Here is a 24,900-nt window from a genome sequence, read left to right on the forward strand (position 1 = left end):
GGTTAGGGGAACTGAAAGTATGAAAGTAAATCGTTCGCTTCATTACATTTTTTGGCGTTGGCATTTTTATGCTGGACTTTTTATTACGCCGCTTCTTATTACTTTGTCACTGAGCGGAATTGGGTATTTATTTCGGGAGGAAGTTGAAGATTTTATCTATAAAGATTTATATTTTGGAAAGAGCGCTCAAACAGAATCTATTTCGATGGCTAATTCTATTTCCTTAACAGAGAAAAAATATCCACATTATAGCGTGGCGAAAATTAGTGAGTTTAATGGGGATTATAATACGAGACTTACGATTGCAAATGAGTATACTGGGCAACAAAAATATGTGTATTTAGATAGTAATAATCAAATTGTTGGGGATCAAAACGCAAGTGAAACGTTTGCCAATATCATGCGGGAATTACATAGTTCTCTTTTAGTTGGTGGCACTGTCGTCAACTATACTGTAGAACTTGCGGCATGCTGGACAATCTTTTTAATTGTAACCGGATTGTACATGAGTATACGCCAATTCAAAAACACACCATCATCCAATAAGCGAGAAAAGGCAAAAAGACGTCATTCTATTATCGGTATTATATTTACAATTCCTCTCTTTCTGCTAATCGCATCTGGATTGCCATGGTCAGGATTTATGGGGAACCAAATTTATAAAATTGCATCTTCTAATGAATCACTCGGATATCCAAAATTGTACATGGCACCGCCTGAATCAAAGGTAAAAGAATTGCCGTGGGCAACAAGAAAAGAAGCTCCTCCTGAATCGAATTCAAATGAACCGAAAGCAATTTCTGTCGATGAATTACAAAAAGGAATTGAAATAAAGAAGCCATATGTTATTTCACTACCAGCTGATCCGAAAGGTGTATTCACTGTTTCGAAATCGAGCGGTTCTGGTATTACAGGTATGCATGTTGCACCAAGTGAAGAGATAACAGCTTACTTTGATCAATATAGCGGGGAACTCATTTCAAAAACGGACTATCGTGATTATGGATTACTTGCACAATGGTTCACTTACGGCATCCCACTTCACGAAGGACATTTATTCGGATGGCCAAATAAAATATTATGCTTACTAACGACATTATCTCTATTACTTCTTATTTATTACGGAGTAAAAATGTGGTTAGCAAGAAAGCCAAAAGGAAAATTAGCAGCACCTCCAAAGCAAAGAGATAAGAAAAGCGTACTCGTTTTCTTTATCATGATGATTATACTAGGCGCTGTCATGCCTTTATTCGGACTATCTGTTTTAGTTATTTTTGCGATTGAACTTCTCATATATGTATTTTCAAAAATACGATCATAATAAAAAGAAAACCACTCTACATGAGTGGTTTTCTTCATCACTGCGCCATTTTCTTTCGGTACATCTTCCCGTTCCAATAGAAGAATCGTGAAGTGAGGCCTCCGTACTTTACAATGCGCCGTGCCATTTTGTGCATATTCTTTTGTGCTGATACTTTTTGATCTGATAAATAAATACCAAGTAATCCTCGGCTTATGAGACGATGAAACTTCGCATGAGGTAAATCACCAATGCTCTTCTCTGCTTCTTCTACAAAGTGTTTCATACGATCTAATATAGCTTGCTCGTTTTCATAATAACTACAGAAATTCAAATCCCCGCCTATACGGTCTTCTTCTTGATCGATGAAATAATCAAGTAAGATATGAAGTCCTTGTACGTAAGGGAAGTACCCTTGTCTAATTTTCGCAATATCTTCATCATGTAATTCATCATGAAATGCATATGCTACAAGACAGAAAATTCCAAGTGTAGAACCGGCACATGCTGAAAACTCAAACCAACTCATCTCAGGTAAGTTTTCTTTATGTGCTTCAAACCAAGTTTTCAGGCGCGGCTCTCTTTCTTCTAACTTCACGTGTTTATGAATTTGCAAATCACAATAATAACAAGCAAGTTCATGCAGAACAGGAGCGATTTTGTCATAGTGCTTCGTTTTCTTTAAAACATCTTGGCACGTTTCAACAAGTTCATCTAAATAACCACCATCATCTTGATCATCACGATAACGATAATAATTACCGCCACCTTCCACTTCAGGTGATAGTGCCATTAACATTGATTCATGTAGAGCGGCAAAATCATTCGGATCAAGTGATGTACTGCGATCACATAAATTATCTAAATAGTCACTGATTGTTTGATACGCTACGATAAAACGAATACATTCCTCTCGGTGTTCATTTGCTAGCAGCGATAAAATGCCACCACCCTCACAATGAAACGTTTTATGCTCAATACTTGCGATTGCCTGACTATGAAGCTCATCATTCGGAATATGGTAGGCACGCTCTTTCCACATCGCTAGCTCATGGTGTACAACCGGAAACACATCACGGTATACTTTCGCCATGAGCGTTATGGGATTACTCGGTACGTTCACTTCTTCCTTCATCTCCTCTATTAAATGTACAAATAATGATTTATTTGTTTGTTTTTACTATATTATTGACATGCATTTCAGTAAATGACTGAATATAATTCAAAATTTCATCACGCTCATACTCATTTAATAACTCATGATAACAATTCGGCCATTCTTTATATGCCTTATCACTTATTTTAACATTATCAAACCACATGCGGACACGTGTTTTATCTACAAGTTTATCCTCACATGCTTGCATTAGCAAGAGCGGAACGTCTGGAAAATCGTCTATTTTTTTATGAGCAATTTCGATAGACTTAATCAATTCACTATACCAACGTACTGATACTTTGCGCAAGAACAATGAATCATTCTCCATTGCATCTCTCACTTCATGATTCCTTGTTGACATTTCCACCGTAAGATTCGTTGCAAATTGCAATTTTGGAGCCACAACATTTAATATTTTTGCAGCAAATTGAAGCGGAGCAGAGGGTCCAGTCACTACCCCTAAACAAGGCGAACTCAAAATAATACCCTCTACATCTTCTCTCTTCGTTTCTTGCATCATACGAATGACGATAAGACCACCCATACTATGACCGAATAGAAAAATAGGTAACCTATACTTTCTTGCTTCTTTCACCCATAATTTAACTTCCTCTATGTATTCATCAAATGAATCAATATGTCCTCTATTTCTTGAAGTCGTTCCATGTGACGGAAGGTCCCCCATCACGACGTGGTAGCCGATGTGATTCCACATTTCCGCAACGGCTTCGTAACGTCCGTGATATTCCATTGCGCCGTGCACGATAACAATGACAGCTTTCGCTTCCTCTGCTTCATAATTCCACATATGGACCTCCTCCATTTCACTCTTTCTCATAATTTGATACACTAAAACTAGTCTCTAGGAAAGGAAGACTTTACATGATATATCCTTACAAAGAAAAAAATCCGAAAATTGCGAGTAGTGCTTTTATCGCTGACTATGTTACGATTACAGGCGATGTTTCCGTTGGCGAGGAATCAAGTATTTGGTTTAATACAGTCATCCGTGGTGATGTGTCAGCAACAATCATTGGAGACCGAGTAAATGTACAAGACCAATGTACACTCCACCAAAGCCCTCAGTATCCTCTTATTTTAGAAGATGATGTTACAGTTGGGCATCAAGTTATTTTACATAGCTGTCATATTAAAAAGGATGCTTTAATTGGAATGGGATCCATTATATTAGATGGTGCTGAAATTGGCGAAGGAGCTTTTATCGGTGCCGGAAGCCTCGTTTCACAAGGAAAGAAAATTCCACCAAACACGTTAGCTTTCGGTCGTCCCGCGAAAGTCATTCGTGAATTAACAGAAGAAGACCGTAAAGATATGGAGCGTATTCGTACGCAATACGTTGAAAAAGGTCAATATTATAAATCATTACAGAAGTAAATTTCCGCTGCCATAAGATTGGCAGCTTTTTTTATATAAAATCTAACTTTTTCTTTACAAAATATTATTACTCCCTCAACAAAATCTTATTAAAATAAAAGCTAATATCTCCATATATATGTAAACGAGGGAGGAGAATTTTCATGAAGGTCAGTGGATTATATAAAATAGAATGTTACATTTTTAAAGGAATTAATCGCTACTTTGATCAAAAAACATTAAACATCTTTTTCAGCAATATTACCCATATCGGTGGTGCTACTTTCTCCATTGCACTTACACTTTTCTTTTTAATTTTTGCAAAAGGGACTTTACACCAAGCAGCAATCGCTACTGCTATTTCTTTAGCAATTAGCCATATTCCTGTACAAATATTAAAAAGGTGGTATCCACGAAAACGTCCTTATTTAACAATTCAGGATGCGAAATATCCAGTCCATCCATTAAAAGACCACTCTTTCCCGTCTGGTCATACAACAGCCGTTTTCTCTGTCTTCATTCCATTTATTTGCTATAATCCAAGCTTACTTGCTTTCCTATTACCGTTAGCATTATGCGTCGGTATTTCACGTATTTATTTAGGACTTCACTATCCGTCAGATGTGTTCGTCGGCATGTGCCTTGGCACTTGCTCTGGCATCATCTCTTTTTATCAATTCATCCCACTTTTCACATAAAGGAGTGATATGATGAGAGTCGCCATTTTTACCGATACTTTTACGCCACAAGTTAACGGGGTTGCGAAAACGTTAGAACGATTAACAAGTTACTTTCAGAAAGAACAGATCGCCTATTCTGTTTTCGCCCCTCAGCATACAGCTGAAGATAATTTCGTAGCTAATGTGAACAAGATGAGAAGTATCCCGTTAACAATATTATATCCAGAATGTCGCTTTTCTTTTCCTACTCCGCGTATTAAACGGGAACTTCATTCCTTTAAACCTGACATTATTCACATTGCCACACCTTTCAACATGGGACTTTGTGGACTGTATTACGCCAAAAAGTTAAACATCCCAGTTGTCGGTTCTTATCATACTGATTTCGATGCGTATTTACGTTATTACAAAATTGAATTTCTCTCCAATATGCTTTGGAACTATTTAAAATGGTTTCATAGTCATATGCAAAAAAATTTTGTTCCCTCCTCTGAAACATTACATCAATTAAAAAATAAAGGCTTTCAGGCCCTCTCCATTTGGGGACGTGGTGTAGATTGCACACTCTTTCATCCAGCTTACAATACAGACCTATTCCGAAAAAAATATAATATTACAGCGAAGTACGTTCTTTCCTATGTAGGACGAATTGCTCCTGAAAAAGATATTGATACGTTGCAAAACCTTATCGTTAAAACATCGCATACTCGAAACGACATTCATTGGCTCATCGCAGGAGACGGACCTCTAGCAACAAATTTGCGTGAAGCTGTTCCACAAACAAATGTCACTTTTACTGGCTATTTACAAAGTGCAGATTTAGCTGAAGCATATGCTTGTTCTAACATAATGGTATTTCCATCAGCTACTGAAACATTCGGAAATGTCGTACTTGAATCACTCGCATGTGGCACACCTGTCATTGGTGCAAATAGTGGCGGGGTTAAAAATATTATTACAGATGGAAAAACGGGAATTCTTTGTCCCCCTAAAAATGAGGATGCATTTCTATCATCCATTTATTCTTTATTGCAAAATGAAGAAAAACTTGAGCAGATGGGAATAGCAGCTTCATCTTTTGCAAAATCAAAAAGCTGGGATGAGATCTTTCGCGGCTTACTTAACCAGTATGAAGAAGTCCTTCAGCATACCGCATCAGAGTTACTTGCTTGAACAGAAAAACTCCCTTCAAAAAACGAAGGGAGTTTATTACACACTTGTAAATTTTAGTTGAATGAATGATACATAAGGTGAAATATCATTTATTTCCATATTCATTATAGCAAAAATAAACATAACTAAACAGACTTGTAATAAAAACCCATAAAAATTAATATATGGTTATACAGTGTTTTTGCTGTATAATGATTTTAAGAATTCCCCTTAAAATCAACTTACTCACATACCTTTATACAGCAATTGTTCCCCAATTCTGTATATCAAAAAACCTTTCATTCATTTGAAAGGTCTTTTTGAGCCTGCACATATTCTTCTTTTGTATTTACATTTATAAACCAATCTGTATTCGCTTGTACATCTTCTCCAGCAACATACTTCACATTACATTGTGATAAAAGCTGCCCCATACTTCTTTTCTCTTCCTGAAGTAAAGCATAAATCTTTTCTTTCACGCGGTTATGATACGCTGCAAGTAGCGGCTGTTTTCTTCCATTAATAATAGGTACAACTGCATCATATTCATTGCTCGTTTGCTCCAGTAAAATGGTAAACCATTCATGCGAAACATTTGGCGCATCGCAAGGCATAATAGCATACCAATCTGCTTCTATGTATTCCATTCCTGATACAATACCGGCCAGCGGTCCATTCCCTTTATAGTGCGGGATATCTTCTATAACAGGAACTTGTACGAATTGCTCTACTCGCTCTTTTATATCAGAATGACTAATGACTACAACTTCTTGGAGCGCACTTGTCATCTCTTTCAAAATATGCTCAATAAAAGTACTACCTTGCCAGCTCGCTAACGCTTTCGGCTCACCAAATCTACTCGACATACCGCCCGCTAATACAATTCCAGCCCACCTACTCATTGGCGATGTAGCTCAAATGTAATATGGCCTAATTCCGGTAAAATTAATTTATTCATCGCAAGGCGAACCGCCCCGCTCGATCCTGGCATCGAGAAAACTACTTTGCGCCCAATTGTACCCCCAATCGCTCTACTTAACATTGCGCTGCTTCCGATATCTTCTAAATAACTAATCATGCGGAACAACTCACCAAACCCGACAATCTCTTTATCTAATAGAGCTGACACTGCTTCAATTGTTACATCACGCTTCGTAATACCAGTACCGCCATTTGTTAATACAACATCTACATCTTCCTTATGATAACCAGCTAACACTGCTTGCTGAATACTTTCTTTATCATCTTTTACAATTTCATAAGAGGTTACTGTATGGCCCGCTTCTTTTAACAATTCATGTAATAGTTGTCCGCTCTTATCCGTTTCCTCCGTACGTGTATCGGAAATCGTAACAATCTTGCAACGCACTTCTTTTGGGGCTTGTTTTTTATGTTCAGTTACACTCATTTTTTATCTTTCCTTTCTTAAAGACTTTTCTTCATTTTATCATACATATCTTTACACAATTATGTATGAAGCCAATCATGCGGCATGATACAATATAAGTATACTAATCCACAAAAAGGAAAGTGCACTTTCTTATACTCCTAGACTACACATCTTTAGCTACTCCTTATATTTTCTACATAATAGAATTCAATTTTAAAACTTGTACTAAAAAATAAATTGGAGGTCTACATATTATGGAACTATATAAAAAATTAACAACAACATTCATCCTCTTATTCGTCGCTTCAATCACTGTCGGCTTTTCCTTAAAAGGCGCAATTCCATACGCTACATTAGTAAGCATTATATTCGCGACACTATTTTTACTAAGCAGTGCCTTTTGCGCAGGTAAAGCACGTCAAATGAACGGTTGATTACATATGTTCCAGAAGAAACCCACCCTTTGTAAATCATGTAAAAAGGAAATACAAACGTATGAAAAGGCTTGGATTCATATGCCATTTCCAGCAAGTGGCATGACTAATATGAAAAAGTATATTGAGCTAGATGGAGAAGTATATTGTAGTTCATGTATTCAAATTGTAAGTAAAACGAAATAAAAAAAGCTTTGCGCTCACCGCGCAAAGCTTTTTTTCATATATTATAGACCAGCTTGCTCTTTTAAAGCTGCAGCTTTGTCTGTACGTTCCCATGAAAGATCTACATCAGTACGTCCGAAGTGGCCGTAAGCTGCTGTTTGTTTGTAAATTGGGCGACGTAAGTCTAGCATTTTAATAATACCAGCTGGGCGAAGATCGAAGTTGTTACGAACTAGTTCTACTAGTACGTCTTCAGATACTTTACCTGTGCCGAATGTATCAACTGAAATTGATACTGGTTGTGCTACACCGATTGCGTATGCAAGTTGTACTTCTGCTTTGTCAGCAAGACCAGCTGCTACGATGTTTTTCGCAACATAACGAGCTGCATATGCTGCAGAACGGTCAACTTTTGTTGCATCTTTACCAGAGAATGCACCGCCGCCGTGGCGAGCGTATCCACCGTAAGTATCAACGATGATTTTACGTCCTGTTAAGCCAGCATCACCTTGTGGTCCACCAATTACGAAGCGGCCAGTTGGATTAATGAAGAATTTCGTTTCTCCATCCATTAATTCTGCTGGTACTACAGCTTTAATTACGTGCTCTTTTAAGTCGCGATCGATTTCTTCCCATGTAACATCTGGGTGATGTTGTGTAGAAATTACGATAGTATCAACACGTACTGGTTTACCATTTTCATCATACTCAACTGTAACTTGCGTTTTTCCATCTGGACGTAAGTATGATAATGTATCATCTTTACGTACTTCAGTTAAACGGCGAGCTAATTTGTGAGCAAGCGAGATTGGAAGTGGCATTAATTCTTGTGTTTCATTACATGCAAAACCAAACATTAAACCTTGGTCTCCTGCACCAATTGCCTCAATCTCAGCGTCAGTCATTTGACCTTCGCGTGCTTCTAGCGCTTGGTCAACACCCATAGCGATGTCAGCAGACTGCTCATCGATAGATGTTAAAACAGCACAAGTTTCTGCATCGAATCCGTATTTTGCGCGTGTGTAACCAATGCCTTGAATTGTTTCACGAACGATTTTCGGAATATCTACGTAAGTAGAAGTCGTAATTTCCCCCGCTACCAATACTAAACCAGTTGTTACAGTTGTTTCACAAGCTACACGTGCATTTGCGTCTTTTGATAAGATCGCATCTAAAATTGAATCAGAAATTTGGTCACAAATTTTATCTGGATGTCCTTCAGTTACAGACTCAGATGTGAACAGATGACGTTTTTTTGTCATGTGGTAAACCTCCCTACAGTAATTGTATATATTGTACGGAACTCATCCTTAATTTGCCACAAACTGCGACATACATTTATTCTCCCACACAAGCATACAGAAAAACCTTTCCTACTTTACATAGAGGAAAGGTTTAATTTGCTACTTGCATACTGCTTTTTGCCCTTCGCTCTTATCGTTCGAGACCTGTAGCCTCGCACAGGTTTTAGCACCTATTCACCTGCATTTATCAATACAAGTGAGGTTGCTGGGCTTCATCGGGCCTGTCCCTCCGCCAGCTCGGGATAAGAGAGTATCCGTCCCAACCTATACTAAAGAAATGATATTCATTTGTCAATTAATATTCACATTTTCCTGAAAGTTTTTCTCAATACGCCTAAAATGAAATATTAATAGGGAAATAATACATTCACACAAACAAAAAGAAATAAATAGTATACATTATTTATATAATTGTGTTATACTCTTGTTGGGGATTACGAGAAATATTTCATTAAATGAAAAGGATGGTATATAAATATGAGTACTGTGAATGTCCAAATTGGTTTACACGAATTATTGAACGGAAGCAATGCACAGATTCAACTAAGTGTTCCGCAATTAGTGGAAAAAGTATTAATGCGAAATGAAGGGAAATTAACTTCTACTGGTGCCGTTTCTGCTTCAACAGGAAAATATACAGGACGTTCTCCTAAAGATAAATTTATTGTGAAAGAAGCATCGGTTGCTGACAAAATTGCTTGGGGAGCTGTGAACCAACCGATTTCTGAAGAACATTTTAATAAATTATATACTAAAGTTTTAGAATACTTAAAAGAAAAAGAAGAGTTATTCGTCTTCAAAGGATTTGCAGGCGCTGACCGCAATTACCGCCTACCAATTCAAGTTATTAATGAATATGCATGGCACAATTTATTTGTACATCAATTATTCATTCGTCCAACTGAAGAAGAATTAACAACTCATGAGTCAGGGTTCACAATTGTTTCTGCACCGAATTTCAAAGCTGATCCAGCTGTTGACGGTACAAACTCTGAAGCATTCATTATGGTTTCATTCGAAAAACGTATTGTACTAATTGGTGGTACAGAATACGCTGGAGAAATGAAAAAATCAATCTTCTCTATTATGAACTTCTTACTACCTGAACAAGATATTCTTTCTATGCATTGCTCTGCAAACGTAGGTGAAGAAGGTGACGTAGCACTATTCTTCGGTTTATCTGGAACAGGTAAAACAACCTTATCTGCTGATCCAAACCGTAAATTAATCGGTGATGATGAGCACGGTTGGTCTGATAACGGTGTATTCAATATTGAAGGCGGTTGCTATGCAAAATGTGTAAACCTTTCTCACGAGAAAGAACCACAAATTTTCGATGCAATCAAATTCGGATCTGTTTTAGAAAACGTTATCATTAATAACCAAACGCGTATCGCAGACTACAACGATACTACTTTAACAGAAAATACTCGTGCTGCATACCCTATGCATGCGATCGACAATATCGTACTGCCAAGTGTTGCTGGACACCCAAATACTATTATTTTCTTAACTGCTGATGCATCTGGCGTATTGCCTCCAATCAGTAAGTTATCAAAAGAGCAAGCTATGTATCATTTCTTAAGTGGTTACACTAGTAAACTAGCAGGAACAGAGCGCGGTGTTACATCTCCGCAAGCTACATTCTCAACTTGCTTCGGTTCACCATTCTTACCACTTGATGCATCTCGCTACGCTGAAATGCTTGGTGAAAAAATCGAGAAACACGATGCGAAAGTATTCTTAGTAAACACTGGCTGGACTGGCGGCGAATACGGCGTTGGTAAACGTATGAACTTAGGTTATACTCGTGCAATGATTCAAGCAGCATTAAGCGGTGAACTTGCAAAAACTGAAACAGCTAAACATGACATCTTCGGTCTTGAAGTTCCACTTCACGTACCAGGTGTACCTGACGAAGTGTTAATGCCTGAACAAACTTGGGCTGATAAAGCTGCTTACAAAGCAAAAGCAATCGAGCTTGCAAATGAATTCAAAGAGAACTTCAAAAAGTTCGAAAGCGTTTCTGAAGATATTATTAACTTAGGCGGCCCAATCGCTTAAATTAACACTTTCTGTTGGAATAACCCTTTACTCATATGAATAAGTGTCGTGTAACCGTAAAGTTTCGCGTACTCACCGACAAAACCCAATGCGGCTTAACGGTTACACACACTTACATAAAAAAGAAGCTTACGTTTTTACGTAAGCTTCTTTTTATATCTTATATAAAGTGAAACGTTAATCTCTTCATCTGTGACTTAGTTCAATAAATTACAGAAAATTCATTTTATACTCATTCATTTTTAGTTTTTTATGATACAATTTACATATACAGGAAAGGGTGAAGCCTATGAAAAATTTTTCTCGTGCAGGAAAAATTTTATTCATTTACGGAGCGATCCAAATTTTTTGGGGACTTGTAATGCTTAACGTTAATTTATTTGAGCATACAAGTGAAACGATAAAATATATTATTCTAATTATCGGAATAATTTGTTGTATTATATCCAAATTTTTTAAAGAACATAAAAGTCCTACTAATACGTGATTTCATGTTAACTTATTAGAAGCAGAAACCTGCATTTCAGGCAAAGTTTCGCTTCCTGTTGTACTATCCATCACTGAATCACTTATCCCAGAGTAAACCTATTTCCACAGGGACAAATCACGGTTTCGAACATATAAATTATATCCCTACTCATTACATCTCTCTGGTTTCACATCGCATGAGGCTAAAAGAGGCTCTGACCGCTTCTATCCCTCGCTGGATCCTCTATTCCATCCAAAAGAGGTTTTTTATCTTTTTATCTTTTTTAGCTCTTCGTTAATTCTTTCTCATCTTTCATGCTATAGTATCCTAAATTCACAACGATTAAGAAATAACCACCCATAATCCCTACTGCAAATGCCCACATAACCATGTGGTGCTCAATTTCGTACATAATAATAGCACCCAAAATGGCAGCGGCAAAACGGTTAAACATACCGAGCGTCGGTGCTTTCGTTTTCTTTACGATACTATCTCCAAGCTTCTCAATTCGTCTCCCTAAAAGCCAAACGCAATACATACTTACAATAAGTCCAATTCCAGCGCCTAAAAAGTGTGCTGAAAACGGTGTTAACATCCAACCTAGTAACAAAATACCTAGTATATAATACGATTGGATTTTAAATGATCTTAGTGACATACTAATCATGCTGTACCTCTCTTCATTCGTTCTTATCTATTCAACAAAAAATTTCTTTCAAATTCATATTCCTTACATCCATTTCACTCAAATTAAAAACAACATAAACCGTATGTTTATGTTGTTTAAATGTTTTTAGGAAATAATATTATACAAGATTTCGAACATCATATTCTCATATTTTGTGACGGTTTTCCAAACTTTTTTCGTCCATTTATGAAAAAAATGATATCAATCTATGAACATACGGATATGATGTAATAAGCACACAAATAAAGGGGGCGTCTAATGATTTATTTTTTAATGGCTCTCATTCACCTCATTATCCCTGCACTTATCGGACTTTCATTGTATTGGTACACGAAAAACCATAGCATTTTTTACGCTGTCCTCGGTGTTCTTCTTCCAGGTATTATTCTTATTACACTCTTCCGTATTCCATTTTTAAACTTAATTCCACTTATTACTGCTATCTTATTTCTCATCTTCTTACCAAAAATAAAAAAATAGGAAAGCAGATCATAGGTGATCTGTTTTCCTATTTTGATATAGGTTCCCCCGCAGTAGAATGAACTTTTACTTTCTCTGATTTCACAAACCATAGACCGAAAAAAATAATAATTCCACCGATGATTTGTTGAAACGATACATATTCATTTGCCCAGACAGCTGCAAATAAAACAGCTACAAGCGGCGTTATATACATATATACCATCGTATGTGACGCCCCAATTTTTTGAACACCAACATACCACATGACTAAGCCGAATACTGTTACAAAGAAAATGGAATATAGTAAGGCGAATAGTGTCATTCCGTGTGTAATGTGAAATGGCATTATAAATACATATGGTCCACTTAACAATAAAAGCGGAATCGCGCCAACTAAGGCTGACCATGCGGTAACACGTAGTGCTGAATATTTTTTAATTAATGGTCCTGCTAAAACAGGATAAAGCCCCCAGCATATTGATGTAATAAGTCCAATTCCATTGCCATAAAAAGAACTAGCAAGTGAATGTCCTGCTACTAAAACTAATGCTGCACCACTAAAGGCAATGATAGAACCTATGAGCTTTCGAGAAGAAAACTTTTCTTGTTTCAGAAAAATCGCAAATACAGTTGTAAAAATAGGTGAAATAGAAATGAGTAAAGAGGCATTTGTAGCGGATGTATATTTGACAGTTTCCATAAATAACGTTTGATACAGTACAATACCTACAACGCTAACGATGATTAATCTAGGTATATCCTTTCGCTCCATATAAACCGACTTTTCAATAAAAAAAGTAAGAAGTAACAGGAGCGGTGCCGCCGCCATCATACGAAGTGCGGTAAACTCAATTGTTGTAAATTCTAAAAGTCCATACTTCGCAATTGTATAGTTAATCCCCCAAATAATAACAACACTTAAAATTAATAACTCAATTCCCCATCTTCTCATGCGTATCCCCTCCGCAAAGAAAATTATACAGAAAATTCAATCATGTGTACATTTCATTATGTGAAAAAACTTTTTATTATATGAAACGTTTTGGTAAATGAAATTATATTGGCGCAACTCCATTTATATCGGCGACTTCCCAAATATATCGACTTATAAAATAAAAAAAGGTGATTCCAAAATACATTTTGGAATCACCTTTCCTTTACTATACTCGAACGTGTAATTTCATATTTGGATTATAAAACTGGCTTGGGCTCTTCAACTGAAAAGTTCCTCCACCTTCATGCCAATCAACCGTTAACTTATCGTCCATAAATACAAGCTTTGTACGATCAGCGATAAAATTCATTGTGCTTGATTCAATATCCACATCGCGCTCATCTTTCTCTGCTACAGCTACTAAATCGATGATTCCGCTCATGACACAACCGCAACCCTCATTATCGTAAAATAACTTTATATATTTCGCTTCACTTGGAATCGTATCCATAATCTTTTTATATGCTGCTTCTGTTACAGTAACGTACATATGTTAATCTTCATCCTCTCTTCTCTTATCATTCATATATTGTATCACCATTTTTCTTAAAATTTATATACAGAAAATTAAGACTAATATACAATGTATGTGATAAAGTTTCAGCAATCGAGCTTTTATGAGTAGTTCATACAGGAGAAAGGAGGTTTGCTATCCGTGTTCAAACTACAACGATATCCTATTTTATTAAGTCTATTTGGTAGTTTCTTCATTTCTAGCGAAATGCTATTACAGCATGTACTTCCCTATTCTCCTTCTATCGGCTGGATTCTAGGCTTTATTTGTTTCCTATCGCTTCTTATTTCGCTACGAAGAATACAAACAACTCATAAAGCAAGAATCATCTTAAGGAGGATTATTAAACATGCCAGCCTTAAAAAAAATAGAGCAATCACTCGATCACTTATTTCAAATTGAAAAATACGGAAAAGATAGTGCCTTTAGTCGATTTATCCCAGCCGTATATGATCCTATCAAATTTCCTTGGCAACAATTTTTCGAAGCAAATTTTGTAGATTTATTTAACGGCCTTATGATGCACGGATCTGAAAATGTAAACAAAGTATTTTTAGCTGTATTCCCTACAGATGACGTTCTTGAAACATTCATTTCACAATCCACACCCGGTGATTTACTCTTTATGCACCATCCCCTTGTAATGGAGTGCGGTGATCCAATTGGAAGATCAGGCCGCGGTTTCATACCAATTCCTGAAAAATATTTGCAAGGAATAAAAGAAAAACAACTTTCTATATATACATGTCACGTACCAATGGATTTTCATCAAACGCATGGAACGAGTATTTCAATTGCAAAAGCATTAAACGCTACTGTAGTGGACGACTTTGCATATGGAGGTCCAGAACAAGAACCAGTTGGCCTTATTTGTGAAATAGATGAAACATCAACAGAAGCACTCCAAAAACATCTAAAACAACTCTTCCAGATCCCTTACACAGACTTCGAAGGTAAACGACATGATTCCATCAAAAAAATCGCAATTATCGCTGGATGTGGCGATGTTGTATCTTTAATGAAGGAAGCAGAAAAAAAAGGTGCCGAAGCATATATTACAGGAGAAATCCATTGCCATATCGACAATGATTACGGGCGACATAAATACTCGCTCATTATGGATTATGTAAAAGAAACAAATATGTCTCTAATTGGGGTGTCACACTCTGCCTCTGAATATTTAGTGAAAGAGACATTGATGTATGATTGGTTTAAAGAGAATTTTGATGTGGATGTTATTTTACTTCCGCAGGAGAAATGGTGGCTCTAACGCTATCATTTTTAAATTTATATACACAATACAATTGACCACAGAAAAATAGATAAATGAGAAAGTACATGTACCAACGTAAATGCTTTCGTTGTGCCAGAAAACGAACCTACTGTTAGCACCGAATTTACTGGTGCTAACAGTATTACAGCTGGAAACCTATTTTTGAGAGAGTATACAACCCCTCTTTATATTCATGCTGCAAGTGCTGTATATTCTGTTTTTCTCATTACTGATATATAGCAATTCATTTCATAAAAAAAGACCCGAGATTCGGGTCAACAAATAGAAATATAAATGAACTACAACAAATAACAGACAAAGCCATTATATATTTTTCGTAGTAAAACATCCATTATTTTCTTTTTACACTATCAATATATTATTTTTCGTTATCGTCCTCTTTTTTAGAACGTCTACCTAAGAAGAACACAAGAACTAATAATATAATTACCAGTAGTACTCCGCCGATAATGTAATATAGCGTGTAGTCTTTTTTCGCTTCTACCGCTGTATCATTTAACTTATCGGCTGTCTTTCCTTCAATTGTAAATTTCTTCGTCCATTCCCACTTTTGATCGCCATCAGTGGCTTTCACTTCTACTCGGTACATTCCTGGATCAAACGCTTTGTTTTCCCAGCTAATAGCGTAATCAAAGTTTGAGTTTGGCGCCATTCTTAAATTTTCTTTTTTCGCTTCAAATAAAACGTCTGTACCTTTTTCTTTATATACCTTTGCATCAACACTTAAATTTTTTAACATTGCTGGCTTTACGTTTTGTAAATTTGCAGTAACAACGTTACGCCCGTTAATTTGTGTTGGCTTTACTTCGTTTAATTTCATGTCTGGTTTTACTTCAGCATCCGTCTCTTTTAAAACAACGCCAATTGCGTATGCATATTTATTTTCAATTTGCACACCTTCATCTTTTTTCTTTGCATTCTCATCTTCTTTTTCTTTAAAGTATAAACCACCTAAAATAACACCATCAAACGACTCACTTGGCATTTCCAAGTTTATATCAACTGTCACTATGCTGTTAGCTGGGACTTTCGTTTCTTTTGGCATTTTAGCAATTTTAGAAAACGGATATTTCAAAGTAGAATCCGTTTTTGGTTCTACTGTACTATAATCTGTAATACCATTGCTATTCGTAATTGCTGTATTAGCAAACGATTCTACCACAACTTCTTTATTCGTATCATTTTTCATTTGGACTTGAATTGTTTGCTTTTGTCCAGGTTGCATTTTCAAATCAAAATACGTTTGATTTTTATCAATTTGATTTTCTGGTATAACTGCTGTCACAGCGAATTTCATTTCAGCCGCATATACTGAAAAAGCGTTTACCATGAAGAATGTAATTAATAGTAAGCTAGTAAATAGTTTTTTTACCATCTCTTATGTAGTCCCCTTCATATCCATTTTATAGACAAGAAAGAGATAAGGTTAAAGCCATTCCCTTATCTCTTCTCATTTTCCTCTTTTATCTTAAAATTCCTCTTACTTACATAGGAGCGTCTGTTAGTTCCCAAGTTAGTGAAGTTGTGTATTGTGTTTGTTCTTTTTTCGTTTTACCTGGTACAGATAACTCTACGCTTTGTTTCGCTTCTGTTGCATCTTTACCAAACGTATTTACCCATGTACCCATACCTTGGTTTTCTTTTGCATCGATTAAATCAGATGCTGCACCACTTGGATTTAATGTGATAGATTGTTCTGCTGTTGGTGCGTCGCTACCTGCGTTTGATTTCAAAGCTGAATTTTTTAATGTTAATGCTGCACCATCCAACGCTTTATCATCTGCAGTTTTGAATTGACCATTTTGTTTTACTGTTAAATGCCATCCAGCATTTGTACCACGATTATCTGTTACTTGAACGTAGTTCGGCACGTCAATTACAGAACCGTCTACTTTTTTCTTTACTTTATCTAATTCTGCAAAGTAGATTTCGTTATTCCCTGATGCTTTTTGTGTTTTAAAGTTGAAGTTAGATACATAATCAATACTTAGTGGACCATCTGTACCTTTTTTATCTGGATCAACTGGATCTACAGTTTCATCTGGATTCTCTGGATTAACAACATCAATTTTATCTGTATTTTTCTCGAATTTAATAAATGCTTTTGAGTCTAATTTCCCGCCATCTTTCTCAGCTGCAAATGCAGACGTCCCTACTGATACTGATGATAATGTTACCGCTCCAATTAATGCTATTTTTGCTAGTTTCATAGTTTTATACCCCTTTATAATCATTTTTTAAAATTCAGTCATTCTTAATTTTCAATCTTGTATAAGCTTAGTTTGGTGTATCTTCTAAAGTCCAAGTTAACTCAGCTGAATATTTCGCACCTTTTTCTTTCGCCGTCGTACCTGGTACGAATAAGCTCACACTCTGTTTACCTTGTTCTGTTCCTTTACCAAATGCAGTCGTCCAATCACCCATACCTTTATTCTTTGCGGCAGTAGTAATTTCCACCGCATCTCCACCTGGAGCTAGCGTTACTTTATTTTTAAATGTTGTAGGTGCATATTGTGCATCAGTTACAGAATTTACAGCTGGGTTACTTAAGCTTAAAGCTGCATTTGTTAACTCACTATTACCACTTTTAAATTGTGCATTTTGCTTTACTTTCAATTTCCATCCTGCATTTGTACCACGGTTATCTGTTACAGATACGAAGTTAGGTACTTCAACTGTTTTGCTCCCTTGTTTCACTTTATCCAATTTTGCAAAGTACGTTTGATCATTACCAGAGATAACTTGCTCGCCGAAGTGTAAGTTAGAAACGTAGTTAATACTTAATGGACCTTTTGTTCCTTTTTCATGGTCATCAGGGTTCTCTGGTGTAACTTTTTCATTTGGATTTTCTGGATTGTTTGGATCTGTTGTGCTTGTATCTTCAATAAACGTTACATCGGTTTTTGATTTCATATTTGCTTTCTCTTCCGCAAATGCTGAAGTTCCTACTGCTGCAACTGATGTTAATGATACTGCACCGATTAATGCTAATTTTGCTAGTTTCATATGTACCTTCCCCTTTTCTCTGTTTTCATCTATTTTTTATTTTGAATACACTTGCTTTCCCCTAATTCTTTTGAATACATATAGAGATAAAACAATCGAAAACAATCCTATATATTGTTTGAAGTCCCGTGTCTGGCCTCCTGTTTTCGGTAAATATTTATCTCCATTTTTATTTTTATCAACTGTCTCTTTTTTTGTATTTATCTTTGTCAGATCAGTTGATGTATTTGGTGTATAGCTATTCGAAAATGTAATACCCGCTTTTGAATTCGTACTTGTAGCCGTTACTACATTTGCCATAAGAAACGGCACACATATAACTGTGGAAACGATAATACCAACTATTTTTTTCATTACTCTCTCCTTTCTAAAATTTATATATTTCATATATTTTTAGAGAGGAGCATCGGTTAATGTCCATTCTAGCTGTCCAGCATATTTTGTATTTGCTTTGACATTCGGCCCTGGTTTTACTTGTAAATGAATTCCCTCGTTTTCCTTCCAATTTAATGAAACCTCCTCGTCGTTTTTAGAAGTATACGAGAATGCTTCTATACTAGAATTACTTAAAGGTGTATCCTTTCCATTTCGTTTGTAAATCAATGCTCCCGTCAATGTGTCATTTTGCGCTGAAGTTAATGGTGTAATTTCCTTTACATATACACTCCATTTTTGCTTTTTAACACGATTATCGGTTACCTTTAAAGAATTTGAAATCGCCTTCGGTGTGTATGTCGTTGTTTTCGATGGAATTGTTACATCTCCAAAGGTAATTTCTTTTGGTACGTCTACTAACTTTAAAGTCCCATCAACGACAGTAACCGGTACTTGAATCTCCGCTTGTACACCTTGCTTCGTTTCAATTACAACCGTTACAGTATGATTCCCTATTGTTTTTGTATCCGGAATATTGATTAACTTCATTACTGATATTGGTTTATCTACATCCAAATTCGTATCTACAGATAAATCTGTCACAAATTTAGAAATATCCATTTTTGTTAAATCTGTTCCTTGCACTACTTTTTGTGGGACTGGTTTCCCAGTCGGAATACCTTTATACCTTATTTTTGCGATTCCATCTCGATTACTATCTTGCCCATTCTTATCGTCATCTAAATAGTTTTTAGCTGACACCGGTATTTCAAGATAACCATCTTTATAATATTTCATTACATCAGCACCTTTTACAGGAGAACCTGTAATTGTCATCTCGTAAATTTTCCCGTTGAATTCTTCTGTTTTTAGCGCATTTGCTTTCGCAACCGCAGTGACCTTATTGTTTTTCCTGCTAATATCAAAGAAGCTACTTACATCATCTCCACTTTCCACATCTTGAATGGAAACATCATTCACAGTAAAATCCTTATTCACTTCACTTTCTAATACAAAAGATTTCGCATAGTGAATATCTTTCGATTGAGCAGGCATATTTTGATATACCTTATAAGAAAGTTGACGGGAATTATCTTCCACGATATCTCCTATTACACTTGGAGCTGGAATTTCAATTTGTGCAATCGCTAATTGGTCGTATGATACATTAACACCTGAAGCATTTAATCTAACTTCTAGCGGTAATTCTGTTAAATTATCAAATGTAATTGTCATATCTGCTTCTGGAGTAGCTACTGGGCCTGCTGTTCCAGAAAACTCTATTTTATTATTCCCTTTGTCTTGATACCTAATTGAACTCGTATCATACACGTATAAATTCGTTAAATGACTACCATCATTACGTAACGTTACATTTTTATAACTATTTATCCTTTTGAAATTCCACATTGCCGTTAATGGTACTTTTTTACTTGTTCCGTGTTCATAAAATTCAAAGGAAGCATTATAAGTTTGTCCTGACCTTCCGTTCCCATATAATTGTAAAAAGTTTTTTGCATCACCTTTAGTTATTGGTGTTTTAACATCTACAGATGAAGCTGTCATAGAGTGAATATTAATACGGACATCAATCCATTTCCCTTGATATTCACCAGCTTTTTTTACTAATACGTACTGTTCTCTATTTGAATTTCTAAATGTATATTGACTTTGACCAGTTCTGTCATTGCTACTACCCTTTACCTCATATGTTACTTGTGGGCTCCAAACAAATCTAAAAGCATATTTACCCGGGATAGAAGGCCCTTCACCTGTTCTATTATTTATTACCTTTACATTTGGATATCTAAGAATACTTGTAACAGGACTAGCAGCTAGTAGAGATTGGCTCTTTAATACCTTCTCAGCTTGAATAGCAGGTAATTCCTGATTATTTTCGTTTACCTTATTGCTCTCTTTTAATTCATTTTCCTTTGATACGAGTTCTTCATTAACCTTTTCTTTCTCTAAAGTATTCGTTTCTTTTGGAACTTCAGCATTAGTAGGCTTTATTTCTTGTTTTTTATTTTCTTCCAATACTTTTACTTTTTCATTTTTTTCTTTTTTCACAACTTCCTCTGAAGCCTTTGGATTTTCATCAGAAATAGCTACATTTAAAGCCTCTTTTTTCTCTACAACATGTAGAGAAGGAGATTCAATTTTCTTTTCATTCCCTTCAAACTTCACTATCGGTTCAAATTTGTACTCTCCAGCTTTTTTCATTTGAATGACTACATATACGTCACCGATAAAATTACTTTGTTCATTCTTTTCAATTTTTACAATGTGATCTTCTGTTACTGAAATGTTTTGAATCGCTTTATTATTTTCATTCATTTTTTTCGTTTCTTCTTCATTAAAGAGCTGCTCATTAGATAATTTCAGCTCGATATTAGCATCTTGTTTATTTGTATTTGTAATCTTTAATACTACATTTTCATCAACTTTTATTTCTTGTTTATCCATATGAACGATAAAACGTCCTTGCTCGTCATTTGTAACCGCATAAACTTTCGTTGCAGAGTAGTCTAGCACACCAACTTGTGTAAATAATATTCCTCCAGCGAGAAGTATACGCCCAAATTTCCCTATTTGATTTTGCAATGTACTTCCCTCCCTCGCTTTTTATGCACCGAATATTCCGAACATTAAATGTATTAATCGACTAAATTTACAATCATAATGTGTATTCTGAAAAAATAAAAAGCCTGGTTGCCTTTTCGATTTTCATATATCACAACATGTGTGAAAATCCAAACTGCAACCAGACTATCATAGTAATTTTCATTACCTTAGACTCTTAGCTTTGCGACCTATCCTTTCGAACAGTGTGCCTATTTATTTTTTTTGAGACAACAAAAAGTCCAGTTGCCTCTTCGATTTTCATACACACAACTATGTGTGAAAATCCAAACTGCAACCAGACTATCATAGTAATTTTCATTACCTTAGACTCTTAGCTTTGCGACCTATTCTTTCGAACAGTGTGCCCATTTATTTTTTTTTAAGAAAACAAAAAGTCCAGTTGCCTCTTCGATTTTCATACATACAACTATGTGTGAAAATCCAAACTGCAACCAGACTATCATAGTAATTTTCATTACTTTAGACTCTTAGCTTTGCGACCTATCCTTTCGAATAGTGTGCCAAATATAGGAATTTATTTATCGTGTTTTGAATATACCATTAAAACCCAAAAAAGAAAATAGTTTTTTTAGAAAAAAATAATTAATTTTTATAGTCTAAATTCCCCCCGGAAAATCCATAATGAAAACTTTCAAAAAACATTTTGATATTAAAAACACATCATACATTCTTTATAGATAAAGTGAAACTTTAATCAGCCCTCACCAATCGGGCTGCCCGGCAAATAGCGGGATAAAATAAAAAAACATCACTTCCAAATAAGTGATGTTTTTTGTAGTTAATGCAGTGGTAACATAACCTCAACCGTCGTTCCAACCCCAACTTCACTTTCAAAACTCATTTTACCGTTGTGATCTTTAATAATTTTTTCTGTAACTACTAAACCTAGACCAGTTCCTGTTTCTTTCGTTGTATAAAAGGCTTCGTTTAACTTTGGAATTTTATCTTTCGGAATGCCGCATCCCTCATCTTTCACTTGAACGATGATTCCTTCTTTTACAGTAACTTTAATCGTAATTGTTCCGCCAACTGACATTGCTTCAATTGCATTTTTAATTAAATTAAAAAAGACCTGTTTTAATCGTTTTTCATCACATGTAATTGATGGTAAGTCTTTACTGTAAATACCTTGTATGTGGACTCCTTGTTTTAAAGCAGGCTTTTCCATAACTCGAATAACATAAGAGATAATTTCTTGTATGTTATGAGTTTCTGATTCTAGTGATTTAGATTTCTCAAATCCACTAAGTTCTGTAGCAATTATATGAATCCGATCTACTTCTTGTTTCATAATATCACTATAAATTTTATCCTCTGGATGCTTGTCTGCTTGTTTATTCACAAGTTTTTTTAAGTTTGCTAAAGGTCTTCTAATCTTATAACCAATAACCGTTGCCATCTTTCCAACAGCTGCTAGTTTTTCTGTTTGTTTTATTTCTTTGTCCATCATCTCAAGCGTACGAACGTAAGACTGAACCCTCAAAAATATAATCCAACATATAATAGTAAATACACTATATAATGCCATTGGGATTAAAACGAGAGAAGATTGAATAATGATTCCTGTAAAAGCGTACTTCCCGACAAGTATCGCTGGAACTAACCAGAAATATCTTTTATTCACAAAGATTGGTGCAAACAAAATAAAAAATACTTCTACTATATTTCCACCGTCAAATTCCGCATCGCTACCATAATAAATCATAATGTTGTGGATACAATCTAATACATTATAGCCAATTAGAATAATATACTTTACCGCAAAAACATTCTTCCATTTCATAAAGTATATTCCAATGCAAAACAATACTACCATCAAAAAGTAAAGCCATAAACCTAAACCATCTTCAAACTTTCCTACGCCTTCTTGCTCTCCCGCGATTAAAGGTACGATAAATTCATAGGCAAGATCATACACAAAAAATATAATAAAAAATAAACTTAAAAATACTTTCAACGCCTTTATTTCTTCATTTTTAAATATATAGCCTTTATTCATATGGTAACTCCTAGCTTTTCTTCCACTTGAATTTCAGTATTTCCACACTTCCTTGGCAGAATAATGTCTATTCTCGTTCCAGTATTTCTTTCACTTGAAATATGTAACTCACCAAGGTGCTCGGCGACAATTCGATTCGCTACTGTAAGACCCAGACCAATTTTATCTTGTTTCGTTGTATAAAAGGCCTCTGTAACACGGGTTAAGTTTTCTTGCTTAATACCATGACCATTATCAATTAAGCTGATCATCACATACTCTTTCCCTTTATTTTCTAACCGTAAATGTAATATGCCACCTTGCTCCATTGCTTCTAAAGCATTTTTTATCGTATATAGAAAGACTCCTCTTATTCTTCGTTCATCACATTCAACTTCTATTGTTTGTTCTCCCACATTAGAAATAAGCTGCACATTTAATTCATTCATTTTTTCGCGAAGAGTTGTTGTTGCTTGCAATACAATTTTTCCCAGATCATGTTTCTTATAAATAGAAGGCTTGCATGTAGCAACTTCCATCAACTCACTTATCATATTATTCATATTTTCTATTTCAAAGATCATACGTTTATAAACAGGATCCTCTTCATGCTTCTCTCTTTGTAATTGCGTAAATCCTTTTAATGAAGCGAGTGGATTTTTAATTTCATGTCCAACCGTCGCTGCCATTTTTCCGATTACTGCTAATTTTTGTGATTCACTAGCAATCGCAATACTTTCCTTTACAGCTGAAAGATATTGTAAAAATCGGTTTAAAATGATATATGCAGCTATTAACATAAGTGTACACATAATAAGGAACATAAATGCTTTTATTTCCTCTAATACAAATAAATAAATTAAATATTTTCCTACAATAGAAGAAAGTAAGATTACATAAAATTTTTTATTTAAAAATATGGGTACAAAGAAAATGAGAATAATTTCTATTATATTTGTCGCATCAAACGCCGCCTTATTATAAAAAATATACGAAAATATATTAGCGATTTCTATCCCTATGTATGCAAATATCCATGCATATTTAACAAGGTTTGCCTTCTCTTTTTTCATTAAATATATATTCACGCACAGTATTGCTACTCCGCAAATAACTTGCCATACTATGTTGTATCCCTTATCCATTATTGATTTATTGTCTAATACAATTGCATAGAAAATTTGATATACAATAACAATAACATATAACACCCATAAAAGGATTTTTGCATTCCTTTCTTCTTCTTTATATGATAGAAAACTTTCTTTCACTTCAACACCCCTTCAAAATAATATCTCGAAGAATACCATTTATTATAATAAATGATTTTCATAGACAAACAAAGATAAATCGCACATTTGAGGAAAATCATCCCAACGATGCAACATCTTCATGCTATATACAAGCATAAAAACCATAAACAATAATACGTATATTATGGGAGGTGTTTTT

General features: G+C 35.3%; 25 protein-coding genes and 4 riboswitches. Of the genes, 10 read left to right on the top strand and 15 right to left on the bottom strand.

Annotated elements, in window-relative coordinates:
• The first annotated feature begins 19 nt into the window (after positions 1–19).
• Complete coding sequence (locus DOS87_RS25975) at positions 20–1,321, top strand: PepSY-associated TM helix domain-containing protein (RefSeq protein WP_098578167.1); 1,302 nt, start codon at positions 20–22, stop codon at positions 1,319–1,321.
• Positions 1,322–1,358: 37 nt separating this feature from the next.
• On the opposite strand, the gene DOS87_RS25980 is transcribed toward DOS87_RS25975, so the two are convergent.
• Positions 1,359–2,423, bottom strand: a complete 1,065-nt coding sequence (locus DOS87_RS25980) for a tetraprenyl-beta-curcumene synthase family protein (protein ID WP_001102475.1) — start codon at positions 2,421–2,423, stop codon at positions 1,359–1,361.
• A gap of 40 nt (positions 2,424–2,463) precedes the next feature.
• Complete coding sequence (locus DOS87_RS25985; protein ID WP_063675885.1) at positions 2,464–3,267, bottom strand: alpha/beta hydrolase; 804 nt, start codon at positions 3,265–3,267, stop codon at positions 2,464–2,466.
• 74 nt (positions 3,268–3,341) lie between these two features.
• Between DOS87_RS25985 and DOS87_RS25990 the strand changes: the two genes are divergently transcribed.
• From DOS87_RS25990 to DOS87_RS26000, 3 genes are all read left to right on the top strand, one after another.
• Positions 3,342–3,854, top strand: a complete 513-nt coding sequence (locus DOS87_RS25990) for a gamma carbonic anhydrase (protein ID WP_000640205.1) — start codon at positions 3,342–3,344, stop codon at positions 3,852–3,854.
• Between the two features lie 143 nt (positions 3,855–3,997).
• Complete coding sequence (locus DOS87_RS25995; RefSeq protein ID WP_000868582.1) at positions 3,998–4,531, top strand: phosphatase PAP2 family protein; 534 nt, start codon at positions 3,998–4,000, stop codon at positions 4,529–4,531.
• A 12-nt stretch (positions 4,532–4,543) separates the two neighbouring features.
• Entirely contained in the window at positions 4,544–5,686 is a 1,143-nt protein-coding gene (locus DOS87_RS26000) for a glycosyltransferase family 4 protein (RefSeq protein WP_001261652.1), read from the top strand.
• 278 nt (positions 5,687–5,964) lie between these two features.
• On the opposite strand, the gene DOS87_RS26005 is transcribed toward DOS87_RS26000, so the two are convergent.
• Both DOS87_RS26005 and DOS87_RS26010 read right to left on the bottom strand, forming a co-directional pair.
• The gene (locus DOS87_RS26005) at positions 5,965–6,567 is read right to left on the bottom strand and encodes a molybdenum cofactor guanylyltransferase (protein WP_000092360.1); all 603 of its coding nucleotides are present in this window, start codon (positions 6,565–6,567) and stop codon (positions 5,965–5,967) included.
• On the bottom strand, positions 6,564–7,073 hold the full coding sequence (locus DOS87_RS26010) for a MogA/MoaB family molybdenum cofactor biosynthesis protein (protein ID WP_000117130.1): 510 nt from the start codon (positions 7,071–7,073) through the stop codon (positions 6,564–6,566). Before DOS87_RS26010 ends, DOS87_RS26005 begins: the two co-directional genes overlap by 4 nt.
• A 236-nt stretch (positions 7,074–7,309) precedes the next feature.
• On the opposite strand from DOS87_RS26010, the gene DOS87_RS26015 reads away from it, so the two are divergent.
• Both DOS87_RS26015 and DOS87_RS26020 read left to right on the top strand, forming a co-directional pair.
• Positions 7,310–7,489 carry a hypothetical protein gene (locus DOS87_RS26015; RefSeq protein WP_000424807.1) on the top strand — a complete coding sequence of 60 codons (180 nt, stop codon included), beginning with the start codon at positions 7,310–7,312 and terminating at the stop codon, positions 7,487–7,489.
• 6 nt (positions 7,490–7,495) lie between these two features.
• The gene (locus DOS87_RS26020; protein ID WP_014895354.1) at positions 7,496–7,675 is read left to right on the top strand and encodes a hypothetical protein; all 180 of its coding nucleotides are present in this window, start codon (positions 7,496–7,498) and stop codon (positions 7,673–7,675) included.
• 41 nt (positions 7,676–7,716) lie between these two features.
• Here DOS87_RS26020 and metK read toward each other — a convergent pair whose 3' ends face one another.
• Positions 7,717–8,916, bottom strand: coding sequence for a methionine adenosyltransferase (gene metK / locus DOS87_RS26025; protein ID WP_000163117.1), 1,200 nt, complete (start codon positions 8,914–8,916; stop codon positions 7,717–7,719).
• Between the two features lie 169 nt (positions 8,917–9,085).
• Positions 9,086–9,207: riboswitch (SAM riboswitch) on the bottom strand.
• A gap of 228 nt (positions 9,208–9,435) precedes the next feature.
• On the opposite strand from metK, the gene pckA reads away from it, so the two are divergent.
• Positions 9,436–11,022, top strand: coding sequence for a phosphoenolpyruvate carboxykinase (ATP) (pckA, locus tag DOS87_RS26030; RefSeq protein ID WP_000108813.1), 1,587 nt, complete (start codon positions 9,436–9,438; stop codon positions 11,020–11,022).
• A gap of 289 nt (positions 11,023–11,311) precedes the next feature.
• Positions 11,312–11,509, top strand: coding sequence for a hypothetical protein (locus DOS87_RS26035; RefSeq protein ID WP_000788101.1), 198 nt, complete (start codon positions 11,312–11,314; stop codon positions 11,507–11,509).
• A 265-nt stretch (positions 11,510–11,774) separates the two neighbouring features.
• Here the strand turns inward: DOS87_RS26035 and DOS87_RS26040 are convergent, their stop codons facing one another.
• Positions 11,775–12,158, bottom strand: a complete 384-nt coding sequence (locus tag DOS87_RS26040) for an ATP synthase subunit I (protein ID WP_000624926.1) — start codon at positions 12,156–12,158, stop codon at positions 11,775–11,777.
• Positions 12,159–12,437: 279 nt separating this feature from the next.
• Between DOS87_RS26040 and DOS87_RS26045 the strand changes: the two genes are divergently transcribed.
• A complete protein-coding gene (locus DOS87_RS26045; RefSeq protein WP_000639042.1) occupies positions 12,438–12,659 on the top strand; it encodes a hypothetical protein in 222 nt (73 codons plus the stop codon).
• 28 nt (positions 12,660–12,687) lie between these two features.
• On the opposite strand, the gene DOS87_RS26050 is transcribed toward DOS87_RS26045, so the two are convergent.
• Both DOS87_RS26050 and DOS87_RS26055 read right to left on the bottom strand, forming a co-directional pair.
• On the bottom strand, positions 12,688–13,593 hold the full coding sequence (locus DOS87_RS26050; protein ID WP_016077180.1) for a DMT family transporter: 906 nt from the start codon (positions 13,591–13,593) through the stop codon (positions 12,688–12,690).
• Between the two features lie 208 nt (positions 13,594–13,801).
• The gene (locus tag DOS87_RS26055; protein ID WP_000289570.1) at positions 13,802–14,125 is read right to left on the bottom strand and encodes an iron-sulfur cluster biosynthesis family protein; all 324 of its coding nucleotides are present in this window, start codon (positions 14,123–14,125) and stop codon (positions 13,802–13,804) included.
• Positions 14,126–14,498: 373 nt separating this feature from the next.
• Between DOS87_RS26055 and DOS87_RS26060 the strand changes: the two genes are divergently transcribed.
• Positions 14,499–15,419 carry a Nif3-like dinuclear metal center hexameric protein gene (locus DOS87_RS26060; protein WP_001111119.1) on the top strand — a complete coding sequence of 307 codons (921 nt, stop codon included), beginning with the start codon at positions 14,499–14,501 and terminating at the stop codon, positions 15,417–15,419.
• Positions 15,420–15,801: 382 nt separating this feature from the next.
• On the opposite strand, the gene DOS87_RS26065 is transcribed toward DOS87_RS26060, so the two are convergent.
• The 7 genes from DOS87_RS26065 to DOS87_RS26095 form a co-directional block, all read right to left on the bottom strand.
• Positions 15,802–16,818, bottom strand: coding sequence for a WxLIP family cell surface protein (locus DOS87_RS26065; RefSeq protein ID WP_000239426.1), 1,017 nt, complete (start codon positions 16,816–16,818; stop codon positions 15,802–15,804).
• A 109-nt stretch (positions 16,819–16,927) separates the two neighbouring features.
• Positions 16,928–17,653: a WxL domain-containing protein gene (locus DOS87_RS26070; protein WP_000761506.1), complete on the bottom strand. Its 726-nt coding sequence runs from the start codon at positions 17,651–17,653 to the stop codon at positions 16,928–16,930.
• 67 nt (positions 17,654–17,720) lie between these two features.
• Positions 17,721–18,449, bottom strand: a complete 729-nt coding sequence (locus DOS87_RS26075) for a WxL domain-containing protein (protein ID WP_000761529.1) — start codon at positions 18,447–18,449, stop codon at positions 17,721–17,723.
• A gap of 36 nt (positions 18,450–18,485) precedes the next feature.
• Positions 18,486–18,803, bottom strand: coding sequence for an EF2685/EF0750 family sortase-dependent surface protein (locus DOS87_RS26080; RefSeq protein WP_208730142.1), 318 nt, complete (start codon positions 18,801–18,803; stop codon positions 18,486–18,488).
• Positions 18,804–18,842: 39 nt separating this feature from the next.
• Entirely contained in the window at positions 18,843–21,428 is a 2,586-nt protein-coding gene (locus DOS87_RS26085) for a WxL domain-containing protein (RefSeq protein ID WP_208730143.1), read from the bottom strand.
• A gap of 152 nt (positions 21,429–21,580) precedes the next feature.
• Positions 21,581–21,669: riboswitch (cyclic di-GMP riboswitch) on the bottom strand.
• Between the two features lie 67 nt (positions 21,670–21,736).
• Positions 21,737–21,825: riboswitch (cyclic di-GMP riboswitch) on the bottom strand.
• A 68-nt stretch (positions 21,826–21,893) separates the two neighbouring features.
• A riboswitch (cyclic di-GMP riboswitch) is annotated at positions 21,894–21,982 on the bottom strand.
• A gap of 266 nt (positions 21,983–22,248) precedes the next feature.
• The gene (locus DOS87_RS26090; RefSeq protein WP_001032631.1) at positions 22,249–23,469 is read right to left on the bottom strand and encodes an ATP-binding protein; all 1,221 of its coding nucleotides are present in this window, start codon (positions 23,467–23,469) and stop codon (positions 22,249–22,251) included.
• A complete protein-coding gene (locus DOS87_RS26095) occupies positions 23,466–24,719 on the bottom strand; it encodes an ATP-binding protein (RefSeq protein ID WP_000664883.1) in 1,254 nt (417 codons plus the stop codon). Before DOS87_RS26095 ends, DOS87_RS26090 begins: the two co-directional genes overlap by 4 nt.
• Between the last annotated feature and the right edge of the window lie 181 nt (positions 24,720–24,900).

Origin of the sequence: Bacillus sp. CR71, from assembly GCF_003429245.1 — a bacterium.
Taxonomy (GTDB): Bacteria; Bacillota; Bacilli; order Bacillales; family Bacillaceae_G; genus Bacillus_A; species Bacillus_A thuringiensis_S.

What these genes read in the sequence shown, in the direction of transcription:
- DOS87_RS25975 (WP_098578167.1), top strand. Translation starts at nt 20, where the DNA reads ATGAAAGTAAATCGTTCGCTTCATTACATTTTTTGGCGTTGGCATTTT.
- DOS87_RS25985 (WP_063675885.1), bottom strand. Translation starts at nt 3,267, where the DNA reads ATGTGGAATTATGAAGCAGAGGAAGCGAAAGCTGTCATTGTTATCGTG.
- DOS87_RS25990 (WP_000640205.1), top strand. Translation starts at nt 3,342, where the DNA reads ATGATATATCCTTACAAAGAAAAAAATCCGAAAATTGCGAGTAGTGCT.
- DOS87_RS25995 (WP_000868582.1), top strand. Translation starts at nt 3,998, where the DNA reads ATGAAGGTCAGTGGATTATATAAAATAGAATGTTACATTTTTAAAGGA.
- DOS87_RS26000 (WP_001261652.1), top strand. Translation starts at nt 4,544, where the DNA reads ATGAGAGTCGCCATTTTTACCGATACTTTTACGCCACAAGTTAACGGG.
- DOS87_RS26005 (WP_000092360.1), bottom strand. Translation starts at nt 6,567, where the DNA reads ATGAGTAGGTGGGCTGGAATTGTATTAGCGGGCGGTATGTCGAGTAGA.
- DOS87_RS26010 (WP_000117130.1), bottom strand. Translation starts at nt 7,073, where the DNA reads ATGAGTGTAACTGAACATAAAAAACAAGCCCCAAAAGAAGTGCGTTGC.
- DOS87_RS26015 (WP_000424807.1), top strand. Translation starts at nt 7,310, where the DNA reads ATGGAACTATATAAAAAATTAACAACAACATTCATCCTCTTATTCGTC.
- DOS87_RS26020 (WP_014895354.1), top strand. Translation starts at nt 7,496, where the DNA reads ATGTTCCAGAAGAAACCCACCCTTTGTAAATCATGTAAAAAGGAAATA.
- metK (WP_000163117.1), bottom strand. Translation starts at nt 8,916, where the DNA reads ATGACAAAAAAACGTCATCTGTTCACATCTGAGTCTGTAACTGAAGGA.
- pckA (WP_000108813.1), top strand. Translation starts at nt 9,436, where the DNA reads ATGAGTACTGTGAATGTCCAAATTGGTTTACACGAATTATTGAACGGA.
- DOS87_RS26035 (WP_000788101.1), top strand. Translation starts at nt 11,312, where the DNA reads ATGAAAAATTTTTCTCGTGCAGGAAAAATTTTATTCATTTACGGAGCG.
- DOS87_RS26040 (WP_000624926.1), bottom strand. Translation starts at nt 12,158, where the DNA reads ATGATTAGTATGTCACTAAGATCATTTAAAATCCAATCGTATTATATA.
- DOS87_RS26045 (WP_000639042.1), top strand. Translation starts at nt 12,438, where the DNA reads ATGATTTATTTTTTAATGGCTCTCATTCACCTCATTATCCCTGCACTT.
- DOS87_RS26050 (WP_016077180.1), bottom strand. Translation starts at nt 13,593, where the DNA reads ATGAGAAGATGGGGAATTGAGTTATTAATTTTAAGTGTTGTTATTATT.
- DOS87_RS26055 (WP_000289570.1), bottom strand. Translation starts at nt 14,125, where the DNA reads ATGTACGTTACTGTAACAGAAGCAGCATATAAAAAGATTATGGATACG.
- DOS87_RS26060 (WP_001111119.1), top strand. Translation starts at nt 14,499, where the DNA reads ATGCCAGCCTTAAAAAAAATAGAGCAATCACTCGATCACTTATTTCAA.
- DOS87_RS26065 (WP_000239426.1), bottom strand. Translation starts at nt 16,818, where the DNA reads ATGGTAAAAAAACTATTTACTAGCTTACTATTAATTACATTCTTCATG.
- DOS87_RS26070 (WP_000761506.1), bottom strand. Translation starts at nt 17,653, where the DNA reads ATGAAACTAGCAAAAATAGCATTAATTGGAGCGGTAACATTATCATCA.
- DOS87_RS26075 (WP_000761529.1), bottom strand. Translation starts at nt 18,449, where the DNA reads ATGAAACTAGCAAAATTAGCATTAATCGGTGCAGTATCATTAACATCA.
- DOS87_RS26080 (WP_208730142.1), bottom strand. Translation starts at nt 18,803, where the DNA reads ATGAAAAAAATAGTTGGTATTATCGTTTCCACAGTTATATGTGTGCCG.
- DOS87_RS26090 (WP_001032631.1), bottom strand. Translation starts at nt 23,469, where the DNA reads ATGAATAAAGGCTATATATTTAAAAATGAAGAAATAAAGGCGTTGAAA.